This window comes from Anaeromicropila populeti, from assembly GCF_900112775.1.
GTDB lineage: Bacteria > Bacillota > Clostridia > Lachnospirales > Lachnospiraceae > Anaeromicropila_A > Anaeromicropila_A populeti.
Genome location: NZ_FOYZ01000010.1, coordinates 186652 through 196971 on the forward strand (window position 1 = coordinate 186652; position 10320 = coordinate 196971).

At 51.1% G+C, this 10320-nt stretch carries 17 protein-coding genes; all 17 read right to left on the minus strand.

Annotated features, from left to right (window positions below; genetic code table 11):
• Positions 1 to 29: 29 nt before the first annotated feature.
• Positions 30 to 194, minus strand: coding sequence for a hypothetical protein (locus tag BM305_RS19195; protein WP_177214733.1), 165 nt, complete (start codon positions 192 to 194; stop codon positions 30 to 32).
• Positions 191 to 568, minus strand: coding sequence for a hypothetical protein (locus BM305_RS13540; protein ID WP_092561666.1), 378 nt, complete (start codon positions 566 to 568; stop codon positions 191 to 193). Before BM305_RS13540 ends, BM305_RS19195 begins: the two co-directional genes overlap by 4 nt.
• Positions 569 to 570: 2 nt before the next feature.
• The gene (locus BM305_RS13545; RefSeq protein ID WP_092561668.1) at positions 571 to 1170 is read right to left on the minus strand and encodes a major tail protein; all 600 of its coding nucleotides are present in this window, start codon (positions 1168 to 1170) and stop codon (positions 571 to 573) included.
• 3 nt (positions 1171 to 1173) lie between these two features.
• Positions 1174 to 1491 (minus strand): hypothetical protein, encoded by a 318-nt coding sequence (locus BM305_RS13550; protein WP_092561670.1) that lies wholly within the window; start codon positions 1489 to 1491, stop codon positions 1174 to 1176.
• Positions 1484 to 1867, minus strand: coding sequence for an HK97 gp10 family phage protein (locus BM305_RS13555; protein WP_092561723.1), 384 nt, complete (start codon positions 1865 to 1867; stop codon positions 1484 to 1486). The genes BM305_RS13550 and BM305_RS13555 overlap by 8 nt, the downstream gene beginning before the upstream one ends.
• A 2-nt stretch (positions 1868 to 1869) precedes the next feature.
• Positions 1870 to 2202, minus strand: a complete 333-nt coding sequence (locus tag BM305_RS13560) for a phage head closure protein (RefSeq protein ID WP_092561672.1) — start codon at positions 2200 to 2202, stop codon at positions 1870 to 1872.
• Positions 2202 to 2477 (minus strand): head-tail connector protein, encoded by a 276-nt coding sequence (locus tag BM305_RS13565; RefSeq protein ID WP_092561674.1) that lies wholly within the window; start codon positions 2475 to 2477, stop codon positions 2202 to 2204. Before BM305_RS13565 ends, BM305_RS13560 begins: the two co-directional genes overlap by 1 nt.
• Positions 2478 to 2550: 73 nt before the next feature.
• A complete protein-coding gene (locus BM305_RS13570) occupies positions 2551 to 3726 on the minus strand; it encodes a phage major capsid protein (RefSeq protein ID WP_092561676.1) in 1176 nt (391 codons plus the stop codon).
• A gap of 14 nt (positions 3727 to 3740) precedes the next feature.
• On the minus strand, positions 3741 to 4487 hold the full coding sequence (locus BM305_RS13575) for a head maturation protease, ClpP-related (RefSeq protein WP_143099181.1): 747 nt from the start codon (positions 4485 to 4487) through the stop codon (positions 3741 to 3743).
• Positions 4372 to 5745, minus strand: coding sequence for a phage portal protein (locus BM305_RS13580; protein ID WP_092561725.1), 1374 nt, complete (start codon positions 5743 to 5745; stop codon positions 4372 to 4374). The genes BM305_RS13575 and BM305_RS13580 overlap by 116 nt, the downstream gene beginning before the upstream one ends.
• A 16-nt stretch (positions 5746 to 5761) precedes the next feature.
• Positions 5762 to 7327: a terminase large subunit gene (locus tag BM305_RS13585; protein ID WP_092561729.1), complete on the minus strand. Its 1566-nt coding sequence runs from the start codon at positions 7325 to 7327 to the stop codon at positions 5762 to 5764.
• A gap of 140 nt (positions 7328 to 7467) precedes the next feature.
• Complete coding sequence (locus BM305_RS13590; protein WP_092561678.1) at positions 7468 to 7647, minus strand: hypothetical protein; 180 nt, start codon at positions 7645 to 7647, stop codon at positions 7468 to 7470.
• Positions 7648 to 7659: 12 nt separating this feature from the next.
• Positions 7660 to 7773, minus strand: coding sequence for a DUF7678 domain-containing protein (locus BM305_RS19945; RefSeq protein WP_456297653.1), 114 nt, complete (start codon positions 7771 to 7773; stop codon positions 7660 to 7662).
• 13 nt (positions 7774 to 7786) lie between these two features.
• The gene (locus BM305_RS13595) at positions 7787 to 8002 is read right to left on the minus strand and encodes a DUF4314 domain-containing protein (protein WP_092561680.1); all 216 of its coding nucleotides are present in this window, start codon (positions 8000 to 8002) and stop codon (positions 7787 to 7789) included.
• Positions 7986 to 8672: a virulence protein gene (locus BM305_RS13600; RefSeq protein WP_092561682.1), complete on the minus strand. Its 687-nt coding sequence runs from the start codon at positions 8670 to 8672 to the stop codon at positions 7986 to 7988. Before BM305_RS13600 ends, BM305_RS13595 begins: the two co-directional genes overlap by 17 nt.
• A 122-nt stretch (positions 8673 to 8794) precedes the next feature.
• A complete protein-coding gene (locus BM305_RS13605; protein WP_092561684.1) occupies positions 8795 to 9967 on the minus strand; it encodes a site-specific DNA-methyltransferase in 1173 nt (390 codons plus the stop codon).
• Positions 9968 to 10010: 43 nt separating this feature from the next.
• On the minus strand, positions 10011 to 10320 hold a 310-nt coding region (locus BM305_RS13610), incomplete at its 5' end, for an IS3 family transposase (protein ID WP_143099182.1).

Sequence of the window (10320 nt, forward strand, 5' to 3'; positions counted from 1 at the left end):
TAGCCCGGATTGCTACGGGCAGAAATTTGTTAGAATTTGTCGAAATCCTCCTGAGTGGCCAGGGTCGCATATTTGCAATCATCGTTCCGGCTTTCTGCGAACATATCATTGACCATGCCAATCGTAAGCAAATCTAAATCACGAATGGAAAGGCCAAGCTGAACACAGCGTAGCAGGAACAACGGCGTTGTCATTTCCCGGTCAGTTGGGCGAGCTTTTTTTTAGACTCAACCTCCGTCTGGGTATTGAGACCCCACAGCTCGATGAGCTTTGGAAGCACCTGATAGATAGAAAAGGTGTTGAAGCCATCCAGCCATTCCTCCGGAGAATCCGGCACTTCGGCATCTGCGTGCTTGGCCATGATGTAGGCGATGTTCTCAAACATCTCAAGGGAGAACATATCCAGAGAGGATTCCTCCGGATTGCCTTCACCCAGACTTTTTTCCAAAGCACGCAGGTCTTTATAGATGTCACGATGGAATTTCATGCGGTAAATACGAGGAATGGCTGCAGAGGCCCTGAAGGGCACCTGTTTACCATCGATTTCGATGTTCTGTTTCATACTCATGATTAACCTTCTCCTTCCGTAGTTGCAGTGTCAGTAGCAGCAGCCGGGATATACACGGCCTTGTACCAGTTACCATAGACAGTAGCGTCAGTGGTGTCACCGGTCTTTGCCTTAACCATGCCGTTGGAAAGCGGCGTAGCTTTGATGGTCAAGGTTTCCGTCTGCACTTCCTTGCTGTCCTCGTTAGTCTTGCCTTCGATACCAGGACGGGAGGCAGAGCAGTTATACATGATGTGACGGATATGCTTTTGGTCGCCATCAAACTCAAAGAGAAGTGCAAAGGATGCAAGCTCCACCTCGGAGTTTTCAATCAGAACGCCCTTGCTGTCCAGTTCCTCCTTCAGCACGTCGGTACGGAAGGATTCAGGAATCATCGCAAGCTCAAGGTCACCCTCGTAGCCCATGTTGTTATTGATGACATAATAGGCGATGCCATCAGCGTAGAAGTTTTCCGGCTCACCGTTGGCATCCAAGGAGATGGATACGGAGCCGGGCATCGCAACAGGAGTGACAAAAGAGAAGGTGCCGTCCTCTGCAATGGTAATGAGCGCATAGTGCGCATTTTTAAGGTTGTACTTAACCTTGTTGTTTTTATCAGCCATTTGTCAGACCTCCATTTCAAATGTGTATAGGACTTCATAGAGCTTTTCGCTCTCAATCCAGGTTTCAGATTTGTTATAAAAAATGCCGTGATTATCCAGCACGGCCTCCAAGCTGCTTTCTAACGCTGGGGATTTCTCGTCAGTATACAGCTCGATATGATACTCATTTATCTTGAAATACACTCGGCCATCAGCAGCAAAGTTATTACTGCCCGGAACGAGATAACAGATAAAGGGTGGCTCCGGAGCTTCGCCCTCTGCAAAATGGTCGTAAGCAAAGGGTAGCTTCAGCTCCCGGAGCATTGCTAAAATATCATCCATCTCGCAGGCTCCTTTCAATTTCTGTTTCCAGTTGCTTTACACCGATTTCCTCCGCAGGAGCGATATGTGCCTTTCCGGCCACACGGCCACCACCACGCTTGGCATGACCAAATTCCAGCAGATGCGCTAACTGATAGCGATTTTTGGAATAGACGGTCACTTCCAGCGCATTGGAGGTTTCCTTTGTGTTTTTTACAGACCAGCTCTTGGCGTAGATACCCTTGTTCTTCGGAGCGTTGGCTTCGATTTCTTTACGAACAGTGGTACCAGCTTTTTTGACAGCCTTTTTCATATCGTCGGTAGCAAGGTCGGCATATTCTGTCAGGCCCTTCATCACCTCAGAAGCCAGCTGGTCGATACGGATGCTATTTGCCATCGTCATCGTCTCACTTTCTGGCAGCGGAGCTTGATACACTTGCGCTTGAAATTCATGTGGTCAACGGCGGTGATGTCATAGGGCTCACCAGCGAATTCCACACGAAAACCGGTAGAAGTGAGAGCAGCAGCTTTTCTGCAATAGCGGAGCGTAAAGTCAATCGTATCGGCCTCCACAGTCTGGGCCGCAGCAGTTTCTTCCTTGCCGCCCTCGGCGCTGACTGTTGCATAGCAGGAGTAGTATTCCTGCCAGCTGTTTTTGTGGTTTCCGATTTCATCCACGGTCACAGCATTTTGCAGGAGCCTGATGCGGACATTCAGAAGTTCAATGTTCATCAGAAGCCCTCCTGTCTGCTGCCGAAGAGGAGTGAACGCAGGGTCAGCGTCAAAGCGTGATGGTCAGCTTCCTCACGATGCTCGTAAAGATAAGCGACCGTATACATGATGGCGGTCTTGGCATTATCCACGGCTTCCAAGGCTGCAGTATCTTCTGTGCGCAGAATATCCATGCAGAGCTTTTCGGCACTGGTCAGCAGCGTTTCCAAAAGCGCATCGTCATCCTCGTAATCCACACGCAGGTATTGTTTCATGTCAGCAAGTGCTACAAGCATATCTATCACCACCTCGGTCATTAAAAATTAGCAGTTCCCCAGTGATAGGACACTGCCTGTGTTGCAGAGTTTCTTATTTTGCGTCAGCGAGCTTCAGAATCTGAACAGCTTCAGGAAGGATGAGCTTACCATCCACACGCTCCTTGGCCACATAGCCAATCAGGCCGTTACCGGCAAAGAGCTCGGTGAGCTGCTTGAAGGAACGAGTGCCACGGTCACCGATGTTGTAGTAGCCGTAATCACCAAAGGCGATGGCATTCTCCGGTGCGAACTGAGAGGTGTGGACTGCATAGCCCAGCACACGGTCAGGCTCACCAGCCTGGTAGGAAGGCTGCCAGATGTAGGCACCGTTGTTATCCTTGAACTTACGGATGGTAGCAATGGTGCGGTCGTTCATGATGAAGGACGCATTCTTGCGGTACGGACGCTTCAAAGCATAGACCAGATTGAACAGGTCGTCTGCCTTAAGAGCTGCAGTAAGAGTTTCTTCCACCTGACCGCCGCCAGTCTCAGCGAAAAGGCCCAGAGGCTGACCAACACCAGTACCATTAAGGAAAGAGTCCTCCTCGGCATTGGCCAGTGCCTTACCAAACTGCTCGATAATGTAGCTCTCCAGATTGAAGGCATTGTCGTAGAGCAATTCCTCGGTCACCTTGATGGCAACATGGAGCTTGTGGGCATCCAGCAAAATCTGAGAGAAGGTTGCATCCGTAAACTGGAGTGCGCCGCCTTCCTCAATCCATGCAGCGGCAGGCTTTGCAGCAGCAATATTGATTTTATGTTCGCCGCTGGTAGTAATGGTGTGGGCCAACTGACGCATGATGTTGCCTTCGGTGAGGGCCTGAATCAAGCGATGGTCGTACTCCTCAGGTACCAGATAGCCGCCATCGGCATCCACGCCTTCCTGCAGAATATTGGATACCTGCTTGAAGTTGGAGCGGAGTGCCTTCAGCATGCCGGACTTGTACTCGTCAGAGGCACGACCGGTCTTTGCTTCCGGCTGCTTGCCAGTGGCAGGCTTAGAAGTGAGAGGCGTGTTGACCGGCTTGGAGAGCTCGGCCTCCAGCTGTTCCTGACGCTCCAGTCGGCTGATTTCCTTGCCAAGGTCGGAGATTTCCTGCTCCATCTTGCAATAGGTAGCGTCGTCCTCGGCAGTCAGAGTGCCTTTTTCGGTGCGATGAGAATCGAGAAATGCCTTTGCAGCATTCCATGCAGTGTTGCGCTTTTCACGCAGTTCTAAAATAGTCATAGTAAATACCTCCATTAAATGTGTTGTTTGATAAGGTCAAGGCGCTCCATCAAAGAATCAATAGAGTGACCGGTTTCGACAGGCTTCGACTGGATACGGCATTTTGCAGCCAGCTTATCCAGTAAGGAATTGGTGACAGCAGCACGGGAAAAGAGCATCGGGCCATCGGCCTTGTTCTCCACAGGCGTGTCACTTGGACGCATCAGGATTTCATCGGCAAAGCCCATGTCAACAGCCGTATGTGCGTCCATCCAGGTCTCGGCATCCATGAGATGGGAGAGCTTGGCACGGCTCATGCCGGTTTTGATTTCATAGGCGTTGATGATGCTTTCCTTCACCTCGTCCAGCATGGCGATGGCTTTCTGCATCTCTGCGGAATCGCCAAAGGCCACGGTGGCCGGATTGTGAATCATCAGCATGGACACGGGAGATACCAGCACCTTGGTACCGGCCATTGCAATGACCGAAGCTGCCGAAGCAGCAATGCCATCAATCTTTACTGTGACGTTGCCCTTGTAATCCATCAGCATGTTATAAATCTGTGCAGCAGCTACGCAGTCACCGCCCGGAGAGTTAATCCAGACGGTAATGTCACCGCTGCCGGAGAGCAGCTCATCTTTGAAGAGCTTCGGTGTAACATCATCGTCAAACCAACTGTCCTCGGCGATGGTGCCGTTTAGGAACAGCGTCCTCTCCAGTGTTTCCTCCTGCGTCTCCTGATTGGTCACCGTCTGATTCTTCCACTTCCAGAATTTCTTCATCGGAATCTTCCTCCTTTCCAGCAGCAGTGGTCGCTGCAAATATACCGGCATCCTCCAGCTTGGTCATGTTGCCGTTGATGAGATATAGGTCACCACCTTGCTCGGCGGGGATGCGGTCAAGATTTTCAAGTTCACGGATGTCGTTGGCGCTCATCCAGCCGTTCTGTCTGGCCGTTGCATAGCCATTCATGCGGCTTTGGTAATCACCACGGAGAAGGCCGTCCACATTGAACTTTACAAAATAAGCAGCCTTCTCGGTTTCAGAGAGAAGTGCCCGGTTGATGGATTGTTCCCAACGGACTATCCACGGCTCCAAGGTGTACTTCACAAATTCCAAGGATTGCTGCTCAATATTAGAAAAGCTCGATTTCTCCAAATCGCCGACCATGTGAGGCGGCACTCGGAAAATTCGAGCTATTTCATCAATCTGAAATTTTCGGGTTTCTAAGAACTGTGCTTCGTTTGGTGAAATGGAGATGGGCGTGTATTTCATGCCTTCCTCCAGCACAGCGACCTTGTTCGCATTGGAGCTGCCGCCAAAGGCGCTGTTCCAGCTCTCTCTGACCTTGGCAGGGTCTTTTACCGTGCCAGGATGCTCCAAGATGCCGCCCGGTGTGGCTCCGTTTGCAAAGAACTTTGCACCGTATTCCTCACAGGCAATCGCCATGCCGATAGCGTTTTTTGCCATCGCAATGGGAGAGTAGCCCACAAGGCCATCAAAGCCGAGGCCCGGAATGTGAAGCACATCGGTAGCTTTCAGAGTGACCGTTCCGGTTTTCATGGTCGGAGCGTCGGAGTCCTGCATCTGGTACTGATAGTAGAGTTTGCCCTTATCATCCCGGTCAACGGTCATTCGATTTGGCATCAGCGGATACAGGGCGATGATTTCACCTTTTCCGTTGCGGATAATCTGCGCATAGGCATTGCCCCAGAGGAGCAGGTGCGTCATCAGCGTTTCTCGAAACACAAAGGAGGTCATCTCCGGATTAGGCGCATCGTGCAGGAGCCGGTACAAGGAATGCTCCAGCGCCTTATCCTTGCTGCCGTCCTCACGATATTTGTATAGGTGCACAGGCAGTCCGGCGATGGCTTCGGACAAGATACGCACACAGGCATAGACCGCAGTCATCTGCAGCGCCGAGCGTTCATTGACCGGCTTGCCAGAGGTGGAGCCGCCAAAGAAAAAGCGGTAGGCATTGCCGGAGGTGCTGTTGGTGGGCTTGTCCCTTGACCGGAACAGACCAGATATAATGCTCATATAAAAATCACTCCCTTCAGATAAACAAAATGCCTCTGTCATCATAAACAGAAGCACCTGCGTCGTTGCCACAGCGGATAGCTCGGTCGAGGCCCATGATGGTGGCAACAGCGCCGTCAATCTTTTCTGTGGATTTTTCTTTGTCGGCCTTGATATTGCCAGCCGGGTCGGTGCGGATGAAGATGTTATCCATCATCCAGCGGAGTACGGGATGACCACTGTGGGCCAGCCGCTGTTCCAAGGTCAGCTTCATCAGCTCTTTGGTCGGAGGCGACATGTCTTTGAAGCCCTGCCCAAACGGCACGACCGTGAAGCCCATGCCCTCCAAGTTCTGCACCATCTGTACAGCGCCCCAGCGGTCAAAGGCAATCTCACGGATATTGAAGCGTTCACCGAGGCTCTCGATGAACTTCTCGATGTAGCCGTAGTGAACGACATTTCCTTCGGTGGTCTGCACGAAGCCTTGTCGTTCCCAAACGTCATACGGAACATGGTCACGTTTCACTCGCAGGTCGATGGTTTCTTCCGGTATCCAGAAATATGGGAGAATGGAGTATTTGTCATCCTCATCCTCCGGTGGGAACACCAGCACGAAGGCGGTAATATCGGTTGTGGAAGAAAGGTCAAGGCCGCCGTAGCAGACCCGGCCCTCCAGCGCTTCCTCATCCACCTTAAAGGAGCAGGCATCCCATTTGTCCATTGGCATCCAGCGGATTGCCTGCTTGACCCATTGATTAAGTCGCAGCTGTCGGAAGGAGTTCTCCTCACCGGGATTTTGCTGGGCCGATTCGCAGGCTGCTTTTACCTTGTCCATTCCGACTGTAATGCCGAGAGAGGGATTGGCTTTTTTCCAGACCTCCGGGTCAGTCCAGTCATCGCTTTCATCAGCACCGTAGATAACCGGATAGAAGGTGGAGTCCAGCTTGCGGCCCTCCAGAATATCCTTGGCCTTCTGGTGTGTTTCATAGCAGATGCTGTTGGTGTCAGTACCGGCAGTGGTAATCAGAAAATACAGCGGCTGCATACGAGCATCGCCGGAGCCCTTGGTCATAACATCAAAGAGCTTACGATTGGGCTGGGTGTGCAGCTCATCAAAGACAACGCCGTGAATATTGAAGCCGTGCTTGCTGTAGGCCTCTGCGGAAAGCACCTGATAGAAGCTGTTGGTGGGCTGGTAAACGATACGCTTCTGGGAAGTCAGTATCTTTACTCGCCGGTTGAGCGCAGGACACATACGCACCATATCGGCAGCCACATCAAATACGATGGTTGCCTGCTGGCGGTCAGCTGCGCAGCCGTAGACCTCGGCACGTTCCTCGCCGTCGCCGCAGGTAAGCAGCAGAGCCACCGCAGCGGCCAGTTCGGATTTGCCCATTTTCTTGGGAATTTCCACATAGGCGGTATTGAACTGACGATAGCCGTTTGGCTTGAGAGTGCCGAAGATGTCTCGGATGATTTGTTCCTGCCAGTCAATCAGTTCGAAGGGCTTTCCGGCCCAGGTGCCTTTGGTGTGGCAGAGGCATTCAATAAAATTGACTGCGTAATCCGCCATCTGTTTGTTGTAGGTGGAGTCCGCAGCCATAAAGCGTGTGGGTTTGTAGTTTTTCAGTTTTCTCAACGGTGCAGCCTCCTTTCGGGCATAAAAAATAGCCGCCTGTTAGCGACTTCGTGTACGAGGAACAGAGCCCTTCGGCTCCGTCCTGCCTGATTGTATTCAGGTGGTTAGCATTTTTCGATGCGGAAGGTCATGCCATCTACTTGGATGATGCGGTAGGTGCCGCCGTGCCAGCAGACCTTGACAATTCTTATCCCGACGTAGGCATTGCTTTGCTGGCGGTCGGAAATGATAGTGCCATGCGCTTCCATCCAGTCAGCCAGATTTTCAAGAAGTCTCTCATTCATATCCGGCCCTCCTTAGTTGTAGTTGTTCAAGAGGATGCAAAGCGCAAGCTCAGCTTCCTTGCAGGTGGGCTCGATGTCCCAGTCTCTATCGTAGTTGCAGATGACTTCGCCGTTTGCCTTCAGCATCAGCTTGGAAATCTTACCGCTGACATTTATCAACACCGAAGATTACGTTAAGACCGGAGCCGTTATCCCAATTCACCAGAAGGCTGCCGGTGTCATCGACTCCGTAGACCGTTCCAAGGGTGCCAACAGGCGGTGCCTGCTGGTCATCCATCTGGAGCAGCTCCACACGGGTGCCGTTTGGGTATTGCTGGCGCAGGCGCTCGACCTGTTCATTACTTGGGAATCGCATTACCTTCACCTCCTTTGAAAGCGCTGTTGCCGGAAAGCCTGCGGAGCAGGATTTTGCGAGAAGCCTTGTACTCGTCACCGATGAAGCCAAGCCGGAGTAGGAAGCAGCGGAAGGCGTATTTCTCGTTCTCCGGGGCGGTGACCTTGGCGTTCACTCGCTTCTGGGCCTTGCTCATCTTGCAGAGGGCGGCAATCAGTTGTGTGTAGGCGTTGACCTCGTCAAGCTTCGGCATCGTGGAAAACCAAGGAAATGCGATGGTATCCTCGGTTATTTCGATTGGAAGGCTGTCAATGCCGAGGGCCTCCTTGATGAGGCTGCCTTTGGCTTCCAGCAGGTTTGTCAGGTTTCCGGCTGCGACCTTGTCCAGCGGCAGGCTGATGGTCAGGCCGGTTTCTTCGTTTGTGTCCTCGTCGAACACGTCGGGCTGAGGCTCGTCGTATTCAGCGCTTTCGTAGGTGAAGCCGTGCTCTGCAAGGGCCGCCAACACTCGCTCGATTTCCTCGCTATCGGCCATGTCGTTGAAGGTAAGGTTGCCTTCTCTGGTAACGGTGAAGTAATCCACCTCGTAGGCGTAGGTCGGGGTTTTCTTGTAGAGCGCCTTGGCTCCGGTGATTTCCTCAAGGGCCTTTACAAAAGGCTTCCTGTCGGTAAGGTTGTAAATAACTTTCATGGTGTGTACCTCCTTTATTTTGGTACTACATTAATCACTCTAAAGGCACATATTAGCAAGTCAATTCCGGGAATAAATCTGACAAATATGTGCCTTCCGGATTGTGTATAGTACCAAGGCGGTTACTCAGCCACGACAGCAATTTCATCATAGGAGTAGGTCAGGCCGTCACGGACGACGGAGACCTTTGCAGCGGAGCCGACCTGTTCGATGTAGCGCTTTACGATGACATCGCAGAACTTTTCATCCAGCTCAATGGTGTAACAGCAGCGCTTGGTCTGTTCACAGGCGATGAGTGTAGAGCCGCTGCCACCAAACGGGTCGAGGACAAGAGAGTTGGTCATGCTGGAGTTCATAATGGGATAAGCCAAAAGCGGAATCGGCTTCATGGTTGGATGGTCGCCATTCTTCTTCGGTTTATCAAATTCCCAGATGGTCGTTTCCTTACGACCGGTGTACCACTGGTGCTTGCCAGATTTCTTCCAGCCGTAGAGCACGGGCTCGTGCATCCACTGATACGGGGAATGGCCCAGCACCAAGGACTGCTTTTTCCAAATGCAGCAGCCGGAGAGATAGAAACCGGCATCCACGAAGGCCTTTCTGAAATTCAAACCTTCGGTATCCGCATGGAAAACATAGATGCTGGCATCATCAGCCATTGCAGCAGCCATTTGCGTATAGGCATCAAACAGGAACTGATAAAAGGCATCGTTGCCCATGTTGTCATTTTTGATTTTGCCAGCGGAGCCTTCATAATTGACATTGTAGGGAGGGTCGGTCACCACAAGATTTGCCTGCTTTCCGGCAATCAGAAGCTCGTAGGTTTCGGGCTTGGTGGAATTGCCGCATACCAGACGGTGGTCACCCAGCAGCCAAAGGTCACCGGCCTTGGAGAAGATAGGCTTTTGCAGCTCAGCCTCCACATCAAAGTCGTCGTCCTTTACGCCGCTTTTGGTATCCTCTCGGAACAAGTCCTCCAGTTCCTCTGGCTCAAAGCCGGTAAGAGAAACATCAAAATCCGTGCCCTGTAAATCAGCAATCAAAAGGGCCAGTTTGTCGTTGTCCCATTCGCCGCTGATTTTATTGAGGGCCACATTCAGGGCTTTCTCTTTTTCTTCATCCATCTGAACGATGACGCAGTCCACTTCGGTCAGGCCCATATCCTGCAGCACCTTCAAGCGCTGGTGACCGCCGACCACACGACCGGTGGTCTCGTTCCAGATGACGGGCTCCACATAACCGAACTGCTCGATGGAGCGTTTCAGCTTTTCATATTCCTTATCGCCCGGTTTCAAATCCTTACGAGGATTGGATTGTCAACACTTTTTTATACAATTTTTATTCGGTCATTTTAGATAAACGATATTCTACTGGAGTCATATAATTTAAGGCTCCATGAATACGTTTATTGTTATACCACTTTACATAATCACTTAATTCTCTTTTCAGTTCCTCTAAACTGCTAAAAACTCTTTTAAATGCAAATTCTGTCTTTATAATCTTATACCCTGCTTCTGCAACTGCATTATCATATGGACACCCTTTTTGGCTTAAGGAACGTTTGATTTTAAAGGCATTTAGAACCTCATCAATTATTTTATTTTTAAACTCGTTTCCTCTGTCTGTATGAAAAACTTTAATTTTTGAT

What these genes read in the sequence shown, in the direction of transcription:
- BM305_RS19195 (WP_177214733.1), bottom strand. Translation starts at nt 194, where the DNA reads ATGACAACGCCGTTGTTCCTGCTACGCTGTGTTCAGCTTGGCCTTTCC.
- BM305_RS13540 (WP_092561666.1), bottom strand. Translation starts at nt 568, where the DNA reads ATGAGTATGAAACAGAACATCGAAATCGATGGTAAACAGGTGCCCTTC.
- BM305_RS13545 (WP_092561668.1), bottom strand. Translation starts at nt 1,170, where the DNA reads ATGGCTGATAAAAACAACAAGGTTAAGTACAACCTTAAAAATGCGCAC.
- BM305_RS13550 (WP_092561670.1), bottom strand. Translation starts at nt 1,491, where the DNA reads ATGGATGATATTTTAGCAATGCTCCGGGAGCTGAAGCTACCCTTTGCT.
- BM305_RS13555 (WP_092561723.1), bottom strand. Translation starts at nt 1,867, where the DNA reads ATGGCAAATAGCATCCGTATCGACCAGCTGGCTTCTGAGGTGATGAAG.
- BM305_RS13560 (WP_092561672.1), bottom strand. Translation starts at nt 2,202, where the DNA reads ATGAACATTGAACTTCTGAATGTCCGCATCAGGCTCCTGCAAAATGCT.
- BM305_RS13565 (WP_092561674.1), bottom strand. Translation starts at nt 2,477, where the DNA reads ATGCTTGTAGCACTTGCTGACATGAAACAATACCTGCGTGTGGATTAC.
- BM305_RS13570 (WP_092561676.1), bottom strand. Translation starts at nt 3,726, where the DNA reads ATGACTATTTTAGAACTGCGTGAAAAGCGCAACACTGCATGGAATGCT.
- BM305_RS13575 (WP_143099181.1), bottom strand. Translation starts at nt 4,487, where the DNA reads ATGAAGAAATTCTGGAAGTGGAAGAATCAGACGGTGACCAATCAGGAG.
- BM305_RS13580 (WP_092561725.1), bottom strand. Translation starts at nt 5,745, where the DNA reads ATGAGCATTATATCTGGTCTGTTCCGGTCAAGGGACAAGCCCACCAAC.
- BM305_RS13585 (WP_092561729.1), bottom strand. Translation starts at nt 7,327, where the DNA reads ATGGCTGCGGACTCCACCTACAACAAACAGATGGCGGATTACGCAGTC.
- BM305_RS13590 (WP_092561678.1), bottom strand. Translation starts at nt 7,647, where the DNA reads ATGAATGAGAGACTTCTTGAAAATCTGGCTGACTGGATGGAAGCGCAT.
- BM305_RS19945 (WP_456297653.1), bottom strand. Translation starts at nt 7,773, where the DNA reads ATGCTGAAGGCAAACGGCGAAGTCATCTGCAACTACGATAGAGACTGG.
- BM305_RS13595 (WP_092561680.1), bottom strand. Translation starts at nt 8,002, where the DNA reads ATGCGATTCCCAAGTAATGAACAGGTCGAGCGCCTGCGCCAGCAATAC.
- BM305_RS13600 (WP_092561682.1), bottom strand. Translation starts at nt 8,672, where the DNA reads ATGAAAGTTATTTACAACCTTACCGACAGGAAGCCTTTTGTAAAGGCC.